Origin of the sequence: Acinetobacter sp. YH12137 (genome assembly GCF_013418535.1) — a bacterium.
In the GTDB taxonomy this organism is placed as follows: domain Bacteria; phylum Pseudomonadota; class Gammaproteobacteria; order Pseudomonadales; family Moraxellaceae; genus Acinetobacter.
Genome location: NZ_VPBW01000001.1, coordinates 140,775 through 164,840 on the forward strand (window position 1 = coordinate 140,775; position 24,066 = coordinate 164,840).

Annotated in this window: 17 protein-coding genes and 2 tRNA genes; 11 read left to right on the forward strand and 8 right to left on the reverse strand. The window is 43.5% G+C overall.

The annotated features are described in order from the left end of the window. Positions 1 to 75: 75 nt before the first annotated feature. From FTU72_RS00725 to FTU72_RS00735, 3 genes are all read left to right on the forward strand, one after another. Complete coding sequence (locus tag FTU72_RS00725) at positions 76 to 3,201, forward strand: efflux RND transporter permease subunit (RefSeq protein WP_180052294.1); 3,126 nt, start codon at positions 76 to 78, stop codon at positions 3,199 to 3,201. Positions 3,202 to 3,242: 41 nt separating this feature from the next. Then, the gene (mgtE, locus tag FTU72_RS00730; RefSeq protein ID WP_180052293.1) at positions 3,243 to 4,577 is read left to right on the forward strand and encodes a magnesium transporter; all 1,335 of its coding nucleotides are present in this window, start codon (positions 3,243 to 3,245) and stop codon (positions 4,575 to 4,577) included. Between the two features lie 75 nt (positions 4,578 to 4,652). Continuing rightward, positions 4,653 to 5,234, forward strand: a complete 582-nt coding sequence (locus FTU72_RS00735) for a DUF4112 domain-containing protein (protein ID WP_005236796.1) — start codon at positions 4,653 to 4,655, stop codon at positions 5,232 to 5,234. 74 nt (positions 5,235 to 5,308) lie between these two features. Here FTU72_RS00735 and htpX read toward each other — a convergent pair whose 3' ends face one another. Continuing rightward, a complete protein-coding gene (htpX, locus tag FTU72_RS00740) occupies positions 5,309 to 6,214 on the reverse strand; it encodes a protease HtpX (RefSeq protein WP_166137792.1) in 906 nt (301 codons plus the stop codon). Positions 6,215 to 6,392: 178 nt separating this feature from the next. Continuing rightward, entirely contained in the window at positions 6,393 to 7,265 is an 873-nt protein-coding gene (locus FTU72_RS00745; protein ID WP_200228892.1) for a lytic transglycosylase domain-containing protein, read from the reverse strand. Between the two features lie 501 nt (positions 7,266 to 7,766). Here FTU72_RS00745 and ttcA point away from each other — a divergent pair. Next, positions 7,767 to 8,693 (forward strand): tRNA 2-thiocytidine(32) synthetase TtcA, encoded by a 927-nt coding sequence (gene ttcA, locus FTU72_RS00750; protein ID WP_005236792.1) that lies wholly within the window; start codon positions 7,767 to 7,769, stop codon positions 8,691 to 8,693. A gap of 218 nt (positions 8,694 to 8,911) precedes the next feature. Further along, positions 8,912 to 9,298 (forward strand): SCP2 sterol-binding domain-containing protein, encoded by a 387-nt coding sequence (locus FTU72_RS00755; protein ID WP_004784757.1) that lies wholly within the window; start codon positions 8,912 to 8,914, stop codon positions 9,296 to 9,298. Between the two features lie 93 nt (positions 9,299 to 9,391). Here FTU72_RS00755 and FTU72_RS00760 read toward each other — a convergent pair whose 3' ends face one another. After that, positions 9,392 to 10,507 carry a transglycosylase SLT domain-containing protein gene (locus tag FTU72_RS00760; RefSeq protein ID WP_179992802.1) on the reverse strand — a complete coding sequence of 372 codons (1,116 nt, stop codon included), beginning with the start codon at positions 10,505 to 10,507 and terminating at the stop codon, positions 9,392 to 9,394. A 364-nt stretch (positions 10,508 to 10,871) separates the two neighbouring features. Between FTU72_RS00760 and greB the strand changes: the two genes are divergently transcribed. The 3 genes from greB (at position 10,872) to FTU72_RS00775 (ending at position 11,896) form a co-directional block, all read left to right on the forward strand. Further along, entirely contained in the window at positions 10,872 to 11,366 is a 495-nt protein-coding gene (gene greB / locus FTU72_RS00765; RefSeq protein ID WP_159123487.1) for a transcription elongation factor GreB, read from the forward strand. Positions 11,367 to 11,454: 88 nt separating this feature from the next. Then, positions 11,455 to 11,545: transfer RNA gene (locus FTU72_RS00770), tRNA-Ser, on the forward strand. A gap of 260 nt (positions 11,546 to 11,805) precedes the next feature. Further along, a tRNA-Ser gene (locus FTU72_RS00775) sits at positions 11,806 to 11,896 on the forward strand. A gap of 55 nt (positions 11,897 to 11,951) precedes the next feature. On the opposite strand, the gene FTU72_RS00780 is transcribed toward FTU72_RS00775, so the two are convergent. Continuing rightward, the gene (locus FTU72_RS00780) at positions 11,952 to 12,905 is read right to left on the reverse strand and encodes a LysR substrate-binding domain-containing protein (protein ID WP_179992801.1); all 954 of its coding nucleotides are present in this window, start codon (positions 12,903 to 12,905) and stop codon (positions 11,952 to 11,954) included. Between the two features lie 257 nt (positions 12,906 to 13,162). On the opposite strand from FTU72_RS00780, the gene FTU72_RS00785 reads away from it, so the two are divergent. The 3 genes from FTU72_RS00785 (at position 13,163) to epmA (ending at position 16,642) form a co-directional block, all read left to right on the forward strand. After that, entirely contained in the window at positions 13,163 to 14,386 is a 1,224-nt protein-coding gene (locus FTU72_RS00785; protein ID WP_179992800.1) for an acyl-CoA dehydrogenase, read from the forward strand. A 211-nt stretch (positions 14,387 to 14,597) separates the two neighbouring features. After that, entirely contained in the window at positions 14,598 to 15,665 is a 1,068-nt protein-coding gene (locus FTU72_RS00790; RefSeq protein WP_179992799.1) for a 4-phosphoerythronate dehydrogenase, read from the forward strand. Beyond that, positions 15,662 to 16,642 carry an EF-P lysine aminoacylase EpmA gene (epmA, locus tag FTU72_RS00795; protein WP_166137777.1) on the forward strand — a complete coding sequence of 327 codons (981 nt, stop codon included), beginning with the start codon at positions 15,662 to 15,664 and terminating at the stop codon, positions 16,640 to 16,642. Before FTU72_RS00790 ends, epmA begins: the two co-directional genes overlap by 4 nt. 39 nt (positions 16,643 to 16,681) lie before the next feature. Here epmA and FTU72_RS00800 read toward each other — a convergent pair whose 3' ends face one another. The 4 genes from FTU72_RS00800 to FTU72_RS00815 all read right to left on the reverse strand — a co-directional run bounded on the left by FTU72_RS00800 (position 16,682) and on the right by FTU72_RS00815 (position 23,903). Further along, a complete protein-coding gene (locus tag FTU72_RS00800) occupies positions 16,682 to 17,122 on the reverse strand; it encodes a GNAT family N-acetyltransferase (RefSeq protein ID WP_180052292.1) in 441 nt (146 codons plus the stop codon). Between the two features lie 167 nt (positions 17,123 to 17,289). Continuing rightward, positions 17,290 to 18,522, reverse strand: coding sequence for a multifunctional CCA addition/repair protein (locus FTU72_RS00805; RefSeq protein WP_180052291.1), 1,233 nt, complete (start codon positions 18,520 to 18,522; stop codon positions 17,290 to 17,292). An 83-nt stretch (positions 18,523 to 18,605) separates the two neighbouring features. After that, positions 18,606 to 20,885 carry an NADP-dependent malic enzyme gene (locus FTU72_RS00810; RefSeq protein WP_179992796.1) on the reverse strand — a complete coding sequence of 760 codons (2,280 nt, stop codon included), beginning with the start codon at positions 20,883 to 20,885 and terminating at the stop codon, positions 18,606 to 18,608. Positions 20,886 to 21,026: 141 nt separating this feature from the next. Then, positions 21,027 to 23,903, reverse strand: coding sequence for a bifunctional diguanylate cyclase/phosphodiesterase (locus tag FTU72_RS00815; RefSeq protein WP_180052290.1), 2,877 nt, complete (start codon positions 23,901 to 23,903; stop codon positions 21,027 to 21,029). Between the last annotated feature and the right edge of the window lie 163 nt (positions 23,904 to 24,066).

The following is a 24,066-nucleotide window of genomic DNA, read 5'->3' on the forward strand; positions in this document are numbered from 1 at the left end:
GTGAAAATTGCTATAGAAATCATCTATTCATGGCGTGTGCATCCTAAAGATGCATTTGATGGGGATTTCTGATTTATGTTGTCGCGCTTTTTTATTTATCGTCCCAAGTTTGCAGCGGTCATTGCAATTTTAATGATGGCCCTTGGGGTATTTGCACTTCAAAAAATTCCCATTGAACATATGCCAAATATGGATACGCCAGCTTTAGGCGTTTCCGCAGGTTATCGTGGTGCATCGGCTGAAACAGTTGAGCAATCGGTGACCCAGATTCTGGAACAGGCGGTAAAAGGCATTGAAGGTCTGGAAACTTTTCACTCCAGCAGTTCGGTGGGACGGGCCCAACTTACGCTGCAATTTGAGCCAGGAGTCGATCTTGATCAAGCCCAGTTACAGGTTCAAAACGCCGTGAATGGTGTATTGAGCCGCTTACCTGAAGAGACGCAGCAGGGCGGAGTCAATGTTTATAAATCAGGGTATGACCAGTTTGCACTATTAAGTTTATATGATGAGAGTGGGCAGAGTAGCGTTACCGAACTATCAGATTATTTGATGGTGCATGTCGAACCGCGTTTGTCACGTATTGAAGGTGTAGGGGAAATTGATCTGTACGGGGCAGGTTATGCCATGCGGATCTGGCTAAATCCGCATAAGTTGCATCAGTTTAACCTGATGCCAAGTGATATTCGTAATGCCATTGAAACCCAGAACGCACCATTGGCTTCAGGCGCAATTGGTGGTTTGCCAACCATGCAGGATCAATATCTCAATGCCAAGGTTAGTGCCGGTTCACGTTTAAGCAGTGTGAAAGAATTTGAAAATATCATCGTTAAAACCACAGATTCCGGTTCATTGCTGTATTTAAAAGATGTGGCACGGGTAGAACTAGGTGCAGAAAGTTATAACCACATTAACTATACCAACGGACAGCTCTCTTCAGCTTTATCGATTACTTTGGCGCCGCGGAGTAATGCTATTGCCGTGTCCAAACAGATTCAAGACGTATTAAAAAACGCTCAGGCCAATTTGCCACCGCACTATCAGTTGCAAATGACCATGGACAAAACTCCATTTATTACCAGCTCAATTGAACAGGTAGCTAAAACTCTGGTTGAAGCCATTATTCTGGTCATTGTGGTGATGTTTATCTTCCTGCAAAACTGGCGTGCCACGATTATTCCGGCCGTTACGATTCCGATTGTGGTTTTGGCGACCTTTGCAGTGCTGTATGTCTTGGATATGACTCTGAATAGTTTTACCTTATTTGCCCTGATTTTAGCCATTGGTCTGCTAGTCGATGATGCCATTGTAGTGGTGGAAAATATTGAACGCCTGATGCAGGACGAATATCTGGATGCCAAGGCGGCTGCCTTAAAGTCCATGCAGGAAATGAGTGGGGCACTGGTCGGTATTACATTGGTACTTACCGCAGTATTTATCCCGATGGCTTTCTTTGGCAGCATCACTGGGATGATTTATCGTCAATTTTCCATCACTTTGGTGGTAGCGATGTTGCTGTCTTTATTCGTGGCCTTGGTGATTACCCCGACATTTGCGGCACAATTATTGAAACGCAAATATCATCAGGCTCGCTGGGCGCAGCGCTTTAACCATGGCATGGATCAGCTCAATGCCGGTTACCAAAAAGTTTCAGCTCGAAGCATGCAATTGAAATTCACGATGTTGGCACTGTTTGGTGTGTGCATAATGGGCTGCGGCTGGGTATATAAGCATTTGCCGGAAGGCTTGATGCCCACCGAAGACATGGGCTTTGTCATGGGGCAGATCGTCATGCCGGGCAACGCACCGCGTTCAGAAGTCGAAAAAGTCGGGCGTGAAGTACAAGACTATTTAATGAAACATGAATCAGAACGCATTCAGAGTGTAGGCGTCTGGTATAGCGGCAACAACGTTGGTGTAGGCCCGTATCGTGGGCAGCTCTTTGTGGTATTAAAAGACTGGGCTGAACGTAAAAATCCTGAAGATTCGGTCTTTGCCATTGTCGATCGAGCACAGAAACACTTTGCCAATCATGCCAATGCCCAAATTTTCTTTATGGCGCCTTCCATGTCGAGTAATGGTCGTGTAGTCGATTTCTGGTTGCAAGACCTGGATTATAAAGGAGCTGAATTTTTACAGGAGGCATTTGGCCAGATTGAAGCGCGTGCCCAAGGCAAATCATCGATTGAATTTTTACAGCTGGACCAACCCAAAGAAAGTGCTGAGCTGAATATCAAACTTGATGCAGAACGCGTGTTAAAGCATTCCATTCCTCAGCAAAATGTAAACAGTACTTTGGCCGCAGCGTGGGGTGGAACTTACATCAATGACTTTATTGATCGCGGGCAGATTAAACGTGTGATTATGCAGGGTGAAGCAGAATACCGTTCCAAACCTGAAGATCTGGCCTTCTGGCATGTACGCAATCAAAAAGGTGAAATGCTGTCATTTAACCAGTTTAGCAGTCTGAATTGGCAGGGCGGGCCGAACAGTATTAACCGCTATATGGGCTATAACGCTGTTCCAGTCTATGCCGGGATTCCAAAGGACAAGTTTTCCAGTCAGACCATGCAGGATGTTGAAGCATTGGTAGATGCCCAGGAAGGTGTGAATCTGGCTTGGAGCGGAGCCGCATTGGAAGAAAAGCGCAGCAGCGGTCAGGCGATTTTCCTGTATGTGATTTCGATTGCCTTTATTTTCCTGTGTTTAACCACTTTATATGAAAGTTGGACCATTCCTGTGGCCGTGATCAGTGCCATTCCATTGGGCGTAGGTGGCAGTATCTTATTTTGCTGGATCTTTGGTTTCGCCAATGACATCTTTTTTCATATTGCCTTGCTGACGACGATTGGTCTGTCCTGTAAAAATGCCATTCTGATTGTGGAGTTTGCTGCACAGGCAGAGAAAGCAGGAAAAACCGCAATAGTTGCAGCTTTAGAAGGAGCAAGTTTGCGCTTACGGCCTATTCTCATGACTTCTATTGCTTTTGCTGCGGGAGTGATTCCTTTGATTTTTGCTTCTGGGGTCAGTGCGATCAGCCGTCAGGAAATTGGTGCCAGCGTTTTGGGCGGGGTCATTTTTGCAACTATTTTGGTATTATTCTTTATCCCGTTTATGTATGTGTTAATCCGAAACCTGTTTCGTGTCAAAGCAACAAATAAAGTTATACAAATCAATCAGGAAAATGAGGAATACTCACTCTAGGGCGGGTATGTTTCATACCTGCATGGAATGATGGTAGGGAAATGCAGCACCAAGAAAAAATACAGCAACTTCATGAGACTCTGCTGACAGGGGAAAATAATATTCATCAGCTTCTACAAAAGCTAAATATTGCCGATCAGGCCAGAATTTTGTCTGAGCTTGGACCAGCAGAACGCTGTCACCATTTCAAGCAGCTGGAACGTCAGGCAGAAGTACTGGAGTACTTACCACTGGCCATGCAAATCCAGCTGGCCTATCAATTTCCTCTGGAGCAACTGGCCAGTCTGATGGATGCCATGCATTCCGATGACTTCATTGATTTATACAAGCAGATGCCCTGTGAAGTACAGCAGCAGTTACTTGGCAAATTATCTACCCAGTCGCTACAAACCCTGCGAGAGCTGCATGCTTATCCGGAAGAAACAGCCGGTGCATTAATGAGTTCAGACTTCGTCACGTTTGCTCCCGAACTGAGCATGATGGAGGCGATTGAAACGCTACGTGATATTGCGGGGAATCATGACACTTTATATCTGATCTATATCGTGGATGAGAAACAGCATCTGCTCGGTGTGATTTCCTTGCGACAAATTATTCAGGCACGGCCGGATGCCACCATTAATGAGGTCATGACCACAGATGTGGTCTATGCCACAGTGGATGAGGATCAGGAGCAGGTCGCCCGTACCTTGGCCTATTATGATTTTATTGCCTTGCCAGTGGTCGACGCGACCCAGAAGCTGGTCGGGATTATTACCTATGATGATGCCATGGATATTGCAGAGGCAGAAAGTACTGAAGATATTTTAAAATCCGGTGCAGTGACGCCTTTGAATGAACTGAGTCTGAAAACCGCACCGATTCTCAGATTGTATCAAAAACGGGTATTCTGGCTGGTCATTCTGGTGTTTGGCAGTCTGCTCTCCGGAATCGGGATTGCTCATTTTGAAGATATTATTTCCACCCATATTGTGCTGGTATTTTTCTTGCCATTATTGGTGGGAAGCGGCGGGAATGCTGGTTCGCAATCTGCCACCTTGATGGTGCGTGCCTTGGCAACAGGCAATGTGCAGTTTAAGGACTGGTTTAGCCTGCTGGGTCGTGAATCCCTGGTTGCGTTATGTCTGGGTGGAACGATGGCCATTGCTGTATCAATCTTGGGTTATATTCGAGGTGACTGGATGGTCGCCATCGTACTTGCTTTAAGTATGTTAGGTATTGTGCTGATGGGCTGTCTGATTGGCATGAGTTTACCCTTTATTCTCAACAAGCTGAAAATGGACCCAGCCAGTGCATCAGCACCGCTGGTAACGTCGATTTGTGATGCCACTGGGGTGATTATTTACTTGTTTATTGCCTCTCAATTATTGTTTTAAATACCTAGCAATTACAGCTTAAATAGAAAAAATACTTTATGCTCAATTACATCAGCTTCATTTCTGGAAGAACCTATGCCTGATCCCGGACAAAAAAATAAATTGAGCCAACAGGATGTCATTCGTCTGGAGCGGGATCTGGCCAAGTTTGCCAATATGATGGATTCGGTGGTACGGATTCCATTTACCAAGCAGGGCGTCGGGGCAGATGCTGCTTTGAGTACCATTCCGGTAGCTGGAGATATCGCAGGTTTTGTATTGACCAGTTATGCGATTTATAAAGCCCGTCAGATCGGGGTGCCAAGTGAAAAATTAAAGCCAGTCCTGAAAATGGCCGTCATGGATGCTGTGGTCGGCTTTATTCCTGTAGCAGGAACAATATTTGATATTTTTATTCGTCCTAGCCGTAAGGCACTGGATATTGTGCATCAGCATATCCGGGACGAATACCAGATCCGTACCGATCATCATGTGGTACATCCATTTCTGCATGAAAGTTTGGAACGCAGACAACAGCAATCTGCTTTCTGGCGTAATCCTGTGGTGGCCTGGATCTGGATTCATCTACCAGATATCTTAGGAACTTTCTTTTTGATTCTGTTAATTATGGCCATTGGCTGGGGCACAATGCAGCTCTTTCAATGGTTTAAAGCCTGAAGGTTTATAAACCTAAACTTAATAAAAAAGCCTGCAAATGCAGGCTTTTTTCTATCAAGCAATCAATGCGTTGCTTAAGGGCAATCGAGTTGTTGCAAAGCAGCAACACGTTGTTCAATCGTTGGGTGAGTCTGGAACAGTGCCGCCAGACTAAAACCTTGTTCCTGACCAGCAGAAATTGCAAAGGCTTTCATTTCTTTCGGCATAGTATCCGGCATTTCTGATTCCGCCTGTAAACGTAATAACGCTGAAATCATCGCCTGTTTGCCTGCCAAACGTGCACCTGCTTCATCAGCACGATACTCACGGTAGCGTGAGAACCACAGCACGATCGCTGAAGCCATAATACCAAATACGATATCCAGCACAATGGTAATCACAAAATAGCCAATACCCGGTGCCTCACCTTCTTCACGACCGAAGATCGTACGGTCTACAAAGTCGCCAACTACACGGGCAAAGAACATGACAAATGCGTTGACTACACCTTGGATCAAGGCCAGTGTCACCATATCGCCATTGGCAACGTGACCAATCTCGTGTGCCAGTACTGCACGAAGTTCGTCTTTATTCATGCGTTCAAGCAGACCCGTGGACACAGACACGAGCGCATCGTTCTTGTTCCAGCCTGTTGCAAAGGCATTTGACTGATAAGATGGGAAAATACCCACTTCCGGCATTTTAATGCCAGCGCGCTGAGAAAGTTGCGCAACTTCTTGTAATAACCATGCTTCTGCCTGGTTACGAGGGGCATTTGGGTCAATCAGTTCAGTACCGGTTGTTTTTTTCGCCATCCATTTAGACATGAACAGGGAAATCAGTGATCCCACCATACCGAACACAAAACAGATCACCAACAGGTTGCCTAGATTCAAGCCACCCGCGCCATGGTAACTACCGACACCGAAGAGTGACAGGATAATGCCAGCTACAACCAGTACCGCGAGGTTGGTTAGCAAGAACAAACCAATCCGCATCATTGAGAAATCCTCTTATTATAAAAAAATAATCTGATTAGCAAATGAAAATCATTGAAATCAATATGGGGTGAAATGACTAAAAATTCAAGAAAAAAAATGGCCCTAGATCACAAAACACAGCTTTATTTTTTGCTGCATTTTCGCTAAGGCTATTTAGAATCAAATGATTTTGATTTATTTATTCACTTAAATAAATTTTAGCTGCTGCTGTTGCATTCGCCGTTGCATAAGAACCCATCGGTGCATCGGTATAACTGCCATCAGAATTCATAATAATCTGACGCTGATACTTGGCTGCCTGAATGTGTGAAGTACTGCTGCTATCATTGGAGTAGTTCGCTGAACTGGCAATGATGCGACCTTCACTGGATGATGTGCTAGACGTGGTTGTACTTGCACTCAGGCCATGAGTATACAGATTTTGATAACGGCTGGTCACACGGCGTACATAATCCTGAGTCTCCCGGAAAGGCGGGATTCCACCATATTTGCTGACATTGCCTTCACCGGCATTGTAGCCCGCCAGTGCCAGGCTGGTATTGCCATTAAAACGCTTTAATAACCAAGCCAGATATTTAGCACCCGCCATAATATTCTGATGAGGATCATAGGCATTGCTGACATTAAAGCGACGTGCTGTGGCCGGCATCAGCTGCATCAAACCTTGTGCACCCACAGGGGAGCGGGCATGGGTATTAAAGCCGGATTCAGTATGCATGACTGCTTTAATTAAACCTTCAGACACACCATAAGTCTGGGCGGCCTGACGAATGATCGAATCAAAAGCGTTCTTATTCTTGCTATAGCTAGGCAAAACTGACGACTCGCTGCTGCCCCAGTTACTATAGCTATGAATATTGCTATCCGGATAATAAGTCTTCTTTTCGACCTGAAGATGATTATAACGGCTCTTCTTATTGGTCAATAAGGTACTGCCGTTTTTATCACGCAACTGATAGATGGTTTCGCCGGCATACACCAAATGACTGCAGCCCAGCATAAGCAAGCTACCGATCAGTTGACACCCCAAGAAATACGTCTTTATTTTCATTGTTTATATTTGATAAATAATAAGCTAGAAAAATTCATGGATGAGTTTAACAAAAAATTACGTAATGCACAGCCTTATACGCTGCATTTATAAACGAGTATGTAAACGGGAACAGCTGTCAATATTTTGAACATTAAAATATTTTTTTTATTTAATTTAAAACCTTAGGGTTGACAGCTTTAAGTTATTGATTTTAATAATAAAATAAATTGATTAAAAAATGATCAATTTAAAGAAAAGCCTTAAATTTTGAGGTGAACAAGTTGTCAAGTCCATTTCAATCCACAAAGTTATCCACAGCTTTTGTGGACAACTGTGGAAAAGTCCAAAAGATAAGCATCTCGCTTAAAAATTGAACTAAATCGTTCAATATATCAATCTAAATAAAACATGAAAATGAAACTAATATGGCATTTGTATGAAAATAAATTCTTTTGATGCGATACGGAACCGAATCAGCTAAAATTGCGCGGTATTTCTATTTATGGGTTATTCTCGTCTATGTACTCGCCAGTTGAATCCGAGCAAGGATTTAATTTCAAACCTGAACTGCCAACAAGCTCTGCCTACTACCGTTTGTTGAAGAAGCTTCGCCGCCAGGTCGGACATGCCATTCGCGACTTCAAGATGATTGAAGACGGCGACAAGGTCATGGTGTGTATTTCTGGTGGTAAAGACAGTTATACCTTGCTTGATATCCTCCTTCAGTTTAAACGCATTGCACCAATCAACTTTGATGTGGTGGCGGTTAACCTGGACCAGAAACAGCCCGGTTTCCCGGAAGATGTATTACCGCGTTATTTAGAAGAAAATAACATTCCGTATTACATCTTGGAAAAAGATACCTACAGCATTACCAAAAAACTGACACCGGAAGGTAAGACTTACTGTGCAGTATGTTCACGTCTGCGCCGTGGTTCTTTGTACGGTTTTGCTCAGGAAATTGGGGCGACTAAAGTGGCGCTGGGTCATCACCGTGATGATATTTTGGCAACATTCTTCCTGAACCTGTTCCATGGGGGCAGCCTGAAAGCCATGCCGCCAAAACTGCTGTCTTCTGACAAAAAGAATATCCTGATTCGTCCATTGGCCTATGTGGAAGAAAAAGACATCATCAAATATGCACAGATGCGTCAATTTCCAATTATTCCATGTAATTTATGTGGCTCTCAGGAAAATCTTCAACGTGCCATTATCAATGACATGTTACGTGAATGGGATAATGCACATCCAAAACGTCTGCACAGCATCTTTGGTGCCTTGCAAAATGTTTCACCATCTCAGTTAGTTGACCGCGAATTATTTGATTTTGAAATTCTGGATAGCCAGCGCGAATTCGATTTCAAAGGCAGCTGTTCAACTGAAGAGGCGGTAGAAGGTGAGAACCGCCGCATCAATATGGTCAATTTGGGCTTTGCAGCGGACTAATCGACCTATATAAAGTTAAGCCGATACAGGCATGGGCTACGGCCGATGCCTGAATCAAAAATAACACAAGATAAGAACTATAAAAATTGAACGGTGCGTACAAAATTCGTTAGCCTTTGCCATAATGATCATGTTATAACAAGTCACAAGCATAATAGCTTCAACCTGATGTCGTCTGGATAGTCGACACAAATGAATAAATAAATTGAGGAAAGATCATGCCTGCTTTTTTAACTGATGATTGGTTTTCGACTGTAGACACGCTCACTGCACAAGCTGGTGATTTGGATTTGCCACCTGCTTTGGCGAATCTGGCAATTAATTTGGTCGTTGCAGACACTACAGGTAATACAGAATTATCTTTGGAAGGTGGCGCGATTAAAAAAGGTTTATCTCCAAATGCGAAAACAACATTGAACATGGATGGTGAAACCTTACGTAAAGTTTTCCTTGAGTTTGATATGGCGGCTGCAATGCAAGCCTTCATGACAGGTAAAATCAAGGTGCAAGGCGATATGTCTCAATTGATGGCATTGCAAACAGCGAAGCCAAGCCAAGCACAAAAAGACCTGTTCAAGAAAGTACTTGAAAATACCACAGCTTAATAGTCTTGATCTAAAAAGCTGTAGTAACAAAAAAAGCTTACCCTGAGGTAAGCTTTTTTTATGGCTGAATAACTAGATTTAAATTGATCAGGCTTAAATATTCACCAGCTGTGGAGTAGTCTTGATGTGTTCCAGATAGGCACGGATACGGGTCACGTATTGCAGGGCCTGACGGTAACGACCATTACTGGCTTTATTCTGTTCCAGATAAGCATACAGGTTTACCCAGTTATTCGGATTCTTGCCTTGGGCCTGAATACGTTTTTGCAGCTGATTCACAGCACCTGGGCCCATGTTATAGGCAACTAAAGCAAACCAGTTACGATCCGGATAAGGGATATGTTCATAACGGCTCAGCATCTGGTCATAGTATTTGGCACCCCCATCAATACTTTCGCCTGGGTCTGTCCGGTTACTAACCCCCATCGCTTTTGCGGTAGAGCTTGTGAGCATCATCAGACCGCGGACACCGGTGGGAGATACGGAGTTTGGCTTTAGATAGGATTCCTGGTAACCGATCGCGGCGAGCAGGTGCCAGTCCAGATCGTACTGCTGAGCAGATTTCTGGAAGCTTGCCTTGTATGTGGGGAGGCGCTGGTTCAGGTCCTGTTGAATTTCATCCCAAGAATGTTCTTCTACCACATTCTGATTGTAGAAGGATGCAAGCTGCTTGATCGCACCGCTTTGTTTGCCTTGACATACAAAAGCACTGGCGGTTTGACTCAAGGGATCACTGGCTGATTTAAATACCAGATTCAGATTGGAATTCAGTCCATTACTGGCCAGTGCAGACTCATCACCACAAGTGGCAGAAAAAGCTGTTAAACGCTGTTGTTCAATCGTACCCAGATCAGTGGTGGTCATGGCCAGATTGGCTTTGCCTTGGGCTACCCATTTCAGGGCCGTGGCATTATCCGGAACAGTTTTAAAATCCAGCTTAACATTCAGGCTGTTGGCATAGTTACGAACCAGGTCATAACCAAAGCCATGCTGATGTTGTCCATCCTGAAACACAGTCGTTGGACTTTGAACTGTGACGACGGTGAGTTTGTTGCTATTGACCACATGATCATATTGAAATGTGGTTTTAGTGGCATTGATACTATGAAAGGGGATAAGTGCCGTACTCAGTACCAGTGCTTTTACAGGGAGAGAAGAGATAAAAGAGCTAAGGCAAAGCCTCGACCCAGTGGTTGAACTACTGTGCATGTTGTCTCCGCTACAAGTAATTTATGCCCTAAAAATCACAGCCAATACTAGCCAGAAACTTTTAAAAGTTTGATAAATTCAATAAGGGTTGGGCAGTCATGACGTCATTCAAAAATGACTAAATTGATCGGGAAATATGTAGAAAAACTACATAGATTAAAAAATAAGCGATTCCAAAAGTAGGGTGCATATTAAAGATCAAAAAATGAATTGTCAAATTTTGTACATAATTTATTTTTTAAATGTAATTTAAGTTATTAAATTTATTGAAGAAAAAAATTGCATATTCTGGCTTGTCCTAAAACTCCAAATAAAATAAGCTCTTAATGTCTAAAAACTGGTTCAAAATTGGCAATTAAAATACATGAAATCTAACCTGATTACCCGTGGTGGACATGATAAATTGGTGGCAGAACTTAAAAATCTCTGGCATGAAGAACGTCCTGAAATTACCAAAAAAGTGAACTGGGCAGCCAGTCTCGGCGACCGTTCGGAAAACGCAGATTACCAGTATAACAAACAGCTTTTACGTAAAATTGATCGTCGGGTTCGTTATCTGGGCAAGCGTTTGGAAGAGCTGCGAATTGTCGATTTTTCTCCTGAACAGGAAGGCAAAGTTTATTTTGGTGCCTGGGTCGAAATTGAAAATGAACAGGGTGAGCAAAAGAGCCTTCGGATTGTGGGCGTCGATGAAATTTATGATCATCATCCGCAGCATATTTCGATTGATTCACCCATGGCACGTGCCCTGTTAGGCAAGTCAGTGGATGATGAAGCTGAGGTGATGACACCATCCGGCAAGAAACTCTGGTTTATCAATTCAATTCGCTATGAAAAGCCAGAAAATTCAGAAGATTAATGAAATTGATTTTATTTTGTGCAGTTGATGCAGAGAAATTGGAAAAATATTTGCCAAGCGCAATTTTTATTTATATGATGGCGGCCATGGAAGCGTGGCAGAGCGGTTTAATGCACCGGTCTTGAAAACCGACGAGGGCTTATACCCCTCCGTGAGTTCGAATCTCACCGCTTCCGCCAGATACGAAAACCCCGATCATTGATCGGGGTTTTTATTTTTAACTCATTAAAATGATTTTAAATTTTCATTGTTCAAAATGATGTGAATATTAAGGCTAAATTCATTCTGAAAATAAAAATATCAGCCCCTAAATCTTATGTATAAAATTTTATCTACTCTAAAATTTTCGTCTGATTTTTAACTGAATGAACTGATTTTTACAGAAGTTTTGCGAAAATTTATTGCCAAAAAACAGAAATATTTATATGATGGCGGCCATGGAAGCGTGGCAGAGCGGTTTAATGCACCGGTCTTGAAAACCGACGAGGGCTTATACCCCTCCGTGAGTTCGAATCTCACCGCTTCCGCCAGATACGAAAAACCCCGATCATTGATTGGGGTTTTTTATTGTCTGATCATTGGGGTTTATAGGTCAGACTCAGATGGAAGGCTGCCCTGAATTTCCTGTTGTATCCATGCAACAAATTTTTCAATCAGCGGTGAGCTTTCCTGACTGGAATGGACCAGATAATAGCCTCGTTTCTTTTCTAAGGTCTTACTGGATACCAGCACCAATTCCTGTCGCTTTAATTCTTTTTCAATTAGCATTTGCGGGATCAAGGCCATTCCCATGCCATGGCTAGCCACTACAGCGAGCATAGAAAACAGTTCATGTCGTTGCCCCTGCAAAGGATTTGGATGTTGGATCTGATGTAGCTTGAACCAGTCTTCCCAGATATTCGGCCGGGTGGTTTGCTGTAATAAAGGGAGTTGAACCAGTTGTTCAGCACTTAAGTCATAGCTGTAGTCATTAATCTTTTGTGCATCGGGAAAATACTGTTGAATCAGGTCAGGTGCACAGACAGCAACTACATCTTCATGCATTAGAAAATGGCTATGCGTACCAGGCCATTGTTCGACCTGTTGAGGTGTTCCTGCATAAATAGCAGCATCGAAAATCTGTTCCTGAAACAGAAAAGGGCGGGTGCTGGTTTCCAGATGTATCGTAATTTCAGGATACAGCCGATTAAAGCTCTGGAGTTTAGGTAATAGCCAGCGAGTCGCAAACGTAGGCACTACGCCCAGTTTTAAAGTACCGCCGCGCCCTTGATGCGTAATGACATCCAGTGTTGACTGTTCCAGTCCTTTGAGATGCGGAGTGATACTTTTTAAATATTGCTGTCCAGCATGATTGAGTTCTACACCATGCCGCGTACGGGTAAATAAAGCCGTGCCTAAATACTCCTCCAGTTGCTGGATCTGGCGTGAAACTGCACTTTGGGTTAAAAACAGTTCCTGTGCAGCATAGGTATAACTGGCATGACGTGCAGCAGTTTCGAAACAGATCAGCGCTTGCAGGGAAGGTATTTTTCTACGCACCTGTTCCTCCTTGAACTTAAAATGGTCAGATATCAATAAATGGTATATCAATCTAATACTACTATACGACTTTGGTATAAAAAATAGGCAAATTAGCTATGAAAATAATTTCTAGAAATAGCAACTTATATAAGGTATGCATAAAGTGCATAGCTACATGCAAATTTATTGTTTGAACAAGTCATGATTCATGCCTAGAGTCAATCTGAAGGATAAAACAACATCATCTAATAGATGAAGGATTGGCAGGGAATATTATGAATCAAATGGTCGATACGAAAAAAACCAGCAAAGTCTATTTTAACTGGCAGGATCCATTTTTACTGGAACAGCAACTGACTGAAGAAGAACGCATGATCCGTGACAGCGCGCATGCGTACTGTCAGGATAAGCTGATGCCACGTGTACTAGAACAGTTCCGCCATGAAAAAACTGATCCAACCATTTTCCGTGAAATGGGTGAACTCGGTCTGTTGGGTCCAACCATTCCAGAACAATACGGCGGTGCAGGTTTAAACTATGTCAGCTATGGTCTGATTGCTCGTGAAGTAGAACGTGTAGATTCGGGTTACCGTTCTATGGCCAGCGTGCAAAGTTCTCTGGTGATGGTGCCCATCAATGAATTTGGTTCTGAAGAACAGAAACAGAAATATTTGCCAAAACTGGCGAGCGGTGAATATATCGGTTGTTTCGGTCTGACTGAACCAGATCATGGTTCTGATCCGGGCAGCATGATTACTCGTGCCAAAAAAGTCGATGGTGGTTACCGTCTGACTGGCGCAAAAATGTGGATTACCAACAGTCCGATTGCGGATGTCTTTGTGGTTTGGGCGAAAGAAGTGTCTCCTGAAGGCAATGTCGGTGATATTCGCGGCTTTATTTTAGAAAAAGGCTGGGAAGGGCTTTCTGCACCAGCGATTCACGGTAAGGTTGGCCTACGTGCTTCGATCACCGGTGAAATCGTGATGGACAATGTTTTTGTACCAGAAGAAAATGCATTCCCGGAAATCCGTGGTTTGAAAGGTCCATTTACCTGTCTGAACAGTGCTCGTTATGGTATCGCCTGGGGTGCGATGGGTGCAGCTGAATTCTGCTGGCATACAGCGCATCAATACACCATGGACCGTAAACAGTTCGGCCGTCCATTGGCTGCGAATCAGCTGATCCAGAAAAAACTGGCAGACATGCAAACTGAAATTGCATTAGGTCTACAAGTGGCTTTACGTTTTGGCCGTATGAAAGACGAAGGCATTGCTTCAGTAGAAGGCACTTCACTGATCAAGCGTAATAACTGTGGTAAAGCTTTAGACATTGCCCGTTTAGCGCGTGACATGATGGGTGGTAACGGGATCTCTGATGAATTTGGTGTAGCTCGTCATCTGGTGAATCTGGAAGTGGTCAACACTTATGAAGGTACACATGATGTACACGCCTTGATTCTAGGTCGTGCGCAAACAGGTATTGCTGCATTCTCCAATTAAAAAAGGAAACTTTTTCGTGCAGGGTATGGCTTTCAATCGCCTAACCCTGCGTCATTTTCTTACTCCAATTACACTCCTTTGCCGAAGTGATGTTTGACTTCGGCATTTTTTATATCTCTATGTTTGCAAGAATTCATCTAAAGCTTGAGTGAAAATAGTCACATCCCGGTTGACGCGGTATGATAGACAGATTCAGGCGTTGGAACAGATTATGAAAATTGTCGCAGATGAAAATCTGGCATTTACCGATTATTTCTTTGCAGAATTTGGCGATATTCAGCATCGTGCAGGAAGAACTCTCACTTCGGAAGATGTAAAAGATGCCGAGGCTTTATTGGTCCGTTCCGTGACCAAAGTCAATGCAGCACTCGTACAGGACAGTCAGATTAAATTCGTCGGCAGTGCCACCATTGGTACAGATCATCTGGACATTGCTGCACTAGAACAACAGAACATCCGCTGGAGCAATGCACCCGGTTGTAATGCGCAGGCGGTAGCTGAATATGTGATTACGGCTCTATTATATTTACAACCCCAATTGATCAATGCAAATAAAGATTTCACCTTGGGTATTGTCGGTCTAGGAAATGTCGGTTCGCGTTTAGCAACAATGGCCAAATTGCTAGGCTGGAATGTGATTGCCTATGATCCCTTTGTACAGCGCGATCAGGTTCATCAGGTTGAATTTGAAGAACTGCTAAAAACTGCAGATGCCATTTCCATTCATGTACCTTTAACCAAAACAGGTCAGCATCCAACTTATCATTTAATTAATGCTAATGCTCTTGGACAAATGAAGCCTGAAGCCATTTTAATTAATTCAGCGCGTGGGCCAGTCATTGAAGAAGCAGCACTAATTGCTGATATTCAGGCAACTCAACGTCAGGTTGTACTGGATGTGTTTGAGCATGAACCGGAAATTTCTGAACAGTTGCTGAATCTGATTACTTTGGTGACGCCGCATATTGCAGGTTATAGTCTGGAAGGTAAGGCACGCGGTACTCAAATGATTTACGACGCATTTTGCCAGACTTTCGGCTTTGAGATTAATAAGCAGTTTGAAAGCCAGTTGCCTGTCTGTGAACAGTTTTTCCAGAATCAGGATTTAAAACTGGCGCTACAGCAGCATTTAACCCAGATCTATGATATCGCCCGTGATGATGCCAATCTGCGTGCCTGTTTAAAAGATGGCAAAGTCGATCAGAAAGCATTTGATCATTTACGCAAGACTTATCCTTTACGCCGTGAATGGGCCGCTCATGGAGGGCCAAAGGCATGAGTCAGATTGTATCTTATCAACCGACCTGCGACTTAAAAGCCATTAAAGCACGTGCCAACATGTATGCCCAGCTCCGTCAGTTTTTTGCTGAACGTGACGTGCTGGAAGTAGAAACACCGATTTTATCTCAGGCTGGTGTGACCGATGTGCACCTGGCTTCGATTCAGGCCCAGCGTCATGTCATGGGTAAGCTCGGCACACATTATCTACAGACCTCACCTGAATTTGCCATGAAACGTTTATTGGCGAGTGGTAGTGGACCGATTTACCAGATCTGTAAGGTGTTTCGGGATGATGAACACGGCCGCAAGCACAATAGTGAATTCAGCATGCTGGAATGGTATCGTCCGGCCTTTAGTCTGAAAGATCTGATGTTTGAAGTGACAGATCTGTTAAATGTGACGCTTAAGGCACGTTTTGGAGAAATCCGCCCCACTGTGCTCAGCTATAAACATGCCTTTATGGATCGCCTGGATCTCAATCCTTTACAGGCCACTTTGCAGCAACTCAAAGATTGCTGTCGCAGGGTAGGTCTCAATCTGGACTTGGGGGATGACCGTTTAGGGTATATCGACCTTTTATTCTCGCATATGGTCGAGCCAAGCCTGGGTTTCGATACGGCTGTATTTCTGACAGATTTTCCACCGGAACTGGCATCATTGGCTAAAACCAGAATCGATGAAGATGGGGAACTGGTTGCGGCCCGTTTCGAGTTGTATATCGAAGGGCTGGAACTGGCCAATGCTTATGATGAGCTGATTGATGCTGAAGTTTTGCGTTCCCGCTTTGAAGCAGATAATGCAGAACGGGCAGTGCTTGGCTTGCATGTCATGCCGATTGATGAGTATTTGCTGGCGGCATTGCCACAAATGCCGGAATGTTCAGGTATTGCCCTAGGTCTTGATCGCTTGCTGATGATTGCAACCAATCAGATGAAATTGGAAAAAGTGATTACTTTCCCTGCTGAAATTTCATAAATTAAACCCACGATTGATCAGCTGGTTATGACTGGCTGATCATTCCAGATGCTTGCGAAATCCAATACTGTAACTGTCAAATCCCAGTCCTTGATAAAAGGTATGCGCAGGATAGCGTTCTTCGCGATTTCCGCTGTTGAGCTGAATCATCTTGAAGACTTGCTCTTTTGCAATCTGTTCAATAGCAGCCATTAATTGCTTGCCTATACCTTTTCCACGATAGGCCTGATCAATTACAAAAACCTGAATCCTTAAATATCCACCGTCAAATTCCCAGGTGTATTCCTGAATAAAACCGGCATAGCCGATCACATGTGAATCCTGTTCTATAACTAGTGTCTGATAATGACTGTCTTGATGAATCCGTTCCCAACGCTGTTTGATATTTTTCAGCGTAGAGGGATAGCCAAGCTGAATCGTGAGTTGATGAACGTCATACAGGTCTTTTTCAAGATCCAGTTGACGGATGAGATAAGTCATTAGACATATTCTTAGCTAAAAATAATATCAATCATAATCAATATTTACTTTGCTTAAGTGTTGCAAGTGCACAGTAGCTTCAAAGAATTATTGCTATCTATATAGAAAATCGAGATGAATGAGATTTCAGATATTAAATAAAAAGGCCCCTTGAAGGAGCCTGATGTTTAAAGTATGGCACTATGCTGTTCTTTCAGTTCTGCCAAAGCCGCAATCCGTCGTTCAATCAGCATTTCACCAATATCCGGACCTTGAATTTCCGGTGGTAAATCTTGTGCTTTGATGCTACGTACAACCTGCATGGCATCCAGCACATATTGAGCCTGAGGATAAGCACGATTTTCCAGACCCAAGCGTCCGCGAGAGTCACATTCACAGGCCTGTACAAACGCTTCAACACGTTCAGGACGACGCAATACATCCAGACGCTGTAATAAACGCCATAAAGTGCCAGGTTTTAAGTTAAAAGCCTGATGGCATTTTAAGTGTTCTTTACAGACCGCCAATGCCAGCTGTTTGGTATGAGTCGGAACTCTTAAACGTTCACACAGCTCATTTACCGGTTTGATCCCACGTTCTTCATGCATGATATGGCGTGGCAATTCTTCAACAGGGGTTAATGCCTTACCCAGGTCATGAACCAGAACTGCAAAACGAACATCCAGAGTATAATTTTGGCGGCAGGCTTGCTGTAAAGACATCATGGTATGAATACCACAGTCAATTTCCGGATGATATTCAGGACGTTGCGGAATGCCATATAAGGCATCCAGTTCCGGGAACAGCACTTTTAAAGCACCACAACTACGTAATACTTCAAAATACACATCTGCATCCTGTTCCATCAGTGCGCGTGTGGTTTCTTTCCAGACCCGCTCAGGTGTCAATGCATTAAGCTCGCCCGATTCCGCCAGCTGCTTCATCAGCACCAACGTTTCTTCTGCAATGCTAAAACCCTGATGTTGATAACGCGCAGCAAAGCGGGCAATCCTTAAAACACGTAAAGGATCTTCGACAAAAGCTTCTGATACATGACGCAGTACACGATCAGCCAGATCTTTTTGACCGCCATAAGGATCATAAATCTTACCTGAATAATCCATGGCCATGGCGTTGATGGTCAGGTCACGGCGGATCAGATCCTCTTCCAAGGTGACATTGATATCGGTATAAAATTCGAAACCATGATAACCATAGCCAGACTTGCGTTCGGTACGTGCCAGAGCATATTCGTCTTTGGTTTCAGGATGAAGAAAAACAGGGAAGTCCTTGCCAACAGGTTGAAAACCTTTAGCAAGCAATTGTTCCGGCGTCGCGCCGACAACCACATAATCTTTTTCGTGATAGGGGTGTCCAAGTAAATGATCCCGAACTGCACCGCCTACTAAATAAACTTGCATGAAAAAACCTCTATTCTTACAAGCATCATGCTACAGAATAGAGGTTTTCTCAAGTCAAGAAGTTACGCTGATGCGTACATTCCTTAAAGCGCGTTTTTTTCTGCTTCCTGAATTTCAGCGACAGTTAACGCAGTCATATTCACTACGCGACGAGTCGTTGCAGTTGGTGTCAGGATATGAACAGGTTTCGCAGCACCAAGCAGGATAGGACCAATGGTCACGTTATTACCTGAAGTTGCTTTTAACAGGTTAAACGAAATATTGGCTGCATCCAGATTTGGCATGATCAGCAAGTTTGCAGAACCTTTGAAACGAGAGTTCGGGAATGCAAACTGACGGATATTTTCGTCCAGTGCTGCATCACCATGCATTTCACCTTCAACTTCAAGCTCAGGTGCAGTTTCAGAAAGGATTTCATATACACGGCGCATTTTTTGTGCGCTGGCATCGTGCTGGTCTGAACCGAAGCTAGAGTGAGAAAGTAGGGCAACACGTGGAGTAATACCGAAACGACGTACTTCTTCAGCAGCCAGAATCGTCATCTCAGCAAGCTGTTCAGCCGTTGGATTACGGTTGATGTAGGTATCCGCGATAAACAGGTTGCGCTCTTCAAGCATTAATGCGTTTAAGGTGAAGAAGGTATTATGGCCATCCTGTTTGCCGATGACATTGCTGACAAAGTCCAGATGGATGTCATAGCTTGAGTAAGTACCACATAACATACCGTCCGCCATGCCATGACGAACCAGCATCGCAGCGATCAGGGTAGAGCGGCGACGCGCTTCACGGTGTGCATATTCAGGCGTTACACCTTTGCGTTGCATCAGGTTGTAATAGTCGTCTGCAAATTTTTCGTAATCTGGGTTCTTTTCCTGATCCACGATAGTGATATTCACACCATCTTCAAGACGTAAGCCTAATTTCTTGATATTGGCTTCGATGACTGCTGGACGACCCACCAGAATCGGTTTTGCCAAGCCTTCATCCACTGCAATTTGCGCAGCACGCAGTACACGCAGGTCTTCACCTTCTGCATAAGCGATACGTTTAGGATCTGTTTTAGCTTGTGCAAAGATTGGTTTCATCATGAAGGCTGAGTTGTAAACAAACTCAGACAGACGTTGACGATATGCCGAGAAATCCTGAATCGGACGAGTCGCCACGCCAGAATCCATTGCAGCTTGTGCAACTGCAGGCGCAATTTCCAGAATTAGGCGTTGATCCAGTGGACCAGGAATCAGGTAATCACGGCCGAAAGAAGCTGATTTTTCTCCATAAGATGCAGCATCTGCTTCTATGTGTGCCATACGTGCAATCGCGTGTACGCAGGCAATTTTCATCTCTTCATTAATGGTGGTGGCACCAACGTCTAATGCACCACGGAAGATATAAGGGAAGCACAGTGCATTGTTCACTTGGTTCGGATAGTCAGAACGGCCAGTCGCCATGATGACGTCATCACGAATTTCGTGTGCATGTTCAGGCAGAATTTCTGGATCCGGGTTCGCCAAGGCAAAGATAATTGGATCTTTGGCCATCAGTTTCACCATTTCTTTGGTGAGAATACCGGCTGCAGAAAGACCCAGGAACATGTCTGCACCTGCAATCACGTCACCGATCTGAGAGGCATCAATGTCTTGTACATATGCTTTTTTAGATTCGTCCAGACCTTCACGTTTAGTTGTTAATAGACCACGTGAGTCAGCAACGATGATATTTTCTTTTTTCGCGCCAAGGGCACAAAGCAAGTTCAAGCAAGACAGGGCAGCAGCGCCGGCACCTGAAGCAATGATCTTGATTTCATCAATTTTTTTGCCGTTTAATTGCAAAGCATTCAGAAGAGCAGAACCTACAATGATTGAAGTACCATGCTGGTCATCGTGGAACACAGGGATTTTCATGCGTTCACGAAGTTTCTGTTCAATATAGAAACATTCTGGAGCCTTAATGTCTTCCAGGTTGATCCCGCCAAAAGTGGGCTCTAGAGAAGCGACAATATCAACAATCTTGTCTGGATCATTTTCAGCAATTTCGATATCGAATACATCAACACCCGCAAATTTTTTGAACAGTACGCCTTTACCTTCCATGACCGGTTTAGACGCCAATGGGCCAATATTACCCAAACCAAGAACTGCTGTACCGTTACTGACCACTGCAACCAGGTTACCGCGTGCGGTATATAGGGCAGCTGTTGAAGGATCACGTTCAATCTCAAGACATGGTGCGGCAACGCCAGGCGAGTAAGCAAGGGCTAAGTCACGTTGGTTGACCAATTGTTTGCTTGGTGTAACGCTGATTTTTCCTGGAGTAGGGAATTCGTGATAGTAAAGAGCCTGCTGCTTTAAAGATTGTTCGTCCATCTGTATCTCTATCGTTGTAAAGATTACCCAGAAAGCGGGTAAAAAATTGCATTTATGGCTCTGAATATAACATTTGTTAAGCACTTAGCCCAGTCAAAGTCGACCATTTTTGCGACAATATTATTCGAGGTAGATATAGACTTAGACTTGATATATATAAGTTTCAGCGACGCGATTCTGTTCTAAATACGCAGTTGCTTCCAGTTCAGGCAATGGCTTGGAGAAGAAGTAGCCTTGGGCAATATCACAATCTAAATCACGTAGATATTGCAGCTGTTCTTCAGTTTCAATACCTTCAGCGACGACAGTCATGCCCATGGCTTTGCCCATCGCGACCATGGCGCTGACAATTGCTTCCTGTTTATGTTCGCCAATTTTAGAGACAAAACTGCGGTCAATTTTGAGAATATCAATAGGAAAATCGGCAAGATAGGATAAAGAAGAATAACCGGTTCCAAAATCATCCAGCGAGATATTAATCTGGCGCTGCTTGATCTGGTTCAGCAGATTTTTGACAGATTCAGAGTTTTCAATCAGTGAAGATTCAGTAATTTCTAGTTCCAGACTAGTGCCAGAAATCTGGTTTTCGCTAATGGCCTGATCCAGATCATCGAGTAACTGACCACGACGCAGTTGCTGCGCCACGATATTCACAGAGACACAGATATTATGAAAGCCAAGATCATTCCATTCACGAATCTGTCTGGCAGTTTGCTGAATCACCAGACGGCCAATCTCGGAAATCAGGCTGGTCTGTTCGGCTAAAGGAATAAACAGGCCCGGTGGGATGATGCCTTTTTCTGGATGTTTCCAGCGCACTAAAGCTTCAAAGCCATAAATGTGCTGGTCATTAAAATTAATTTTCGGCTGATAATAGACTACGAGTTCACCATTCTGGATGGCTTTACGCAGATCACGTTCAATGAAAATTCCTTGCTCTAGCAAAGCTGTATTTTCATTAGAGTAAAAATGGATAGTATTCCCGCCTAGATTTTTGGCTTCACTCAGCGCCTGTTCTGCACAGTTATTTAAATAGTCTAACTGACGACCATGATCTGGATAGAAGGCTACACCCATCGACAGGGTAATCACATAATCTTGGCCGAAAATATGGAAAGGAGCCTGGAAAGCTTCAGCAATACGTTGACAATGTTCCTGTACAGAAGGGCGAATATGCGAGATTTCATACAAAATCGCAAAGTCATCGCCATTTAGATGAGCAACAAATAGAGCTTCAGCATTGGTCAGACGTAAGCGTTGTGCCACCTGACGCAACAGCTCATCACCGCCATTATTAGACAGATATTCATTCAATGGACGGAAACGATCGATATTGAGTCGGATCACCGCCATTTTCTTGATGGAATCTTTTTGCGTCATCAGATATTGATGCAGCTGGTAGTTATAGTAAAAACGGTTCGGTAAATCAGTCAGTGTGTCGTAATTTTCCAGATAAGACAGGCGCTGTTCCTGTAATTTACGCTCAGTCAGATCAGAGACAATGCCGATATAGTGAGTGATACGGCCTTCATCATCGGTAATTGCATTGATATGTAACCAGAGTGGCATCTCTTTGCCAGACAGGAATTTCTCACTCAGTTCGCCATCAAAAGAACCGATTTTCACAACTTGTTTGATGATATTGGAATGAATGCTGCGCTGCTGTGACTTATGACTCGCAGTAATATCAAATAGATATTTACCCAAGATGTCATTACGTTCAAAACCGGACAAATTTTCGAAATAAGGGTTCACTTCGATATAACGTAATTCATCATTTAGGATGAAGATCCCTTCAGCTGCTTGCTCAATTACACTGGCTGCCAGTTTCAGGCGTTCTTGAGAACTACGTTCCTGTTGAATATCACGCAAAATTCCCACCATGCGTAAAGGACGGTGAGTTTCGGGATCGCGACTGATCACCCGACCTACATCATGTACCCAACTCCAGACTCCCGGCGCTTGCTGAATCCGGTAAGTTACTTCATAGCGCTCAGTTTTCCCACGCAGATGCTGTTTCATATTGCTTTTGAATGCAGCCAGATCATCGGGATGAATCATATGTTGTAACTGCAAATGATGCTCACTGGATTTCCGTTGTACCTTCTCATCTTTATGATTGGTCAGCAAAATACTGCGGTCTTTGATATTCCAGTCCCATGGACGGATGCCGGCGATTTCATGGGTCAGCTCAAGGTTTTGCTGCTGGTTTTTCAGATCAATATTAATCTGTTCGATATCATAAGTACGTTCACGAACTTTCTGTTCCAGTAACTGATTGCTGAGCTGTAGCTCCAGTTCGATATCTTTTGATTTATTGACTTCAGTCTGTAACTGTTTGCACAGTTCATCCGTCCAGGCGACCTGCTGTTCGGCATTGCTCACCAGTAATTCATTTTCCGCATAAAGGCGGGAAGTACGTGTGTGAATACGATAGGTACTATTGGCACAGAGCAGGATCACAATAACTGCAAAATTTAGAGCTAGACCAAAGACCGGATTGGCACCAGAAATATGAAAAAACTGAAAGAGTAAAAAGGGTACTAATGAAGGTAAAAATACCAGTGAAAAGTAACTGAGCTTCTGGGTTAAATAAGTCAGACCGAAGGCTTGAGTCACGATTAATAGCAAAGCCGAAAGGGTTAGTGCTTCTATTTCATCAAAATTAATATTGGCCTGCGGCAAGTAATAATAGATCAGGGAAATACCGGAAGCGATACAGCAACCTACCGCAAAACTCTGAATCTGTAACCAGTAATGTGCATTTTTCAGTTGATATTGTTCAGGCTTAAAATACAGGGTATTGATGAGCCAGCACATACTGACGGTAATTTCAGTCAGGATAAACCAGAGATTAAAGTAACTATTCGATGAGCTATATTGAATGTGATAAACACAGAAAATATAGAGGCAAATAATCATGATACTTAACAGAAAATATCGGCTATGTCGAAGCGTGTTCGCAACCTGAGCACGATGCAAGTGCTCTTTGATATAAGCCTCTTGATTATCAATCATATAATTAAGTGCCTTGTATTCGTCCTGAACGGTTTTTATCCTAGATTTTAATTTTTATTCAAGCTTGAATGATTCTTAAATCAATCAATATGTGTTTCATTATTATTGACTCAAGAGTAGAGCGCTTATAAATAAAAATCAATAAAATTAATAACTAAATTTT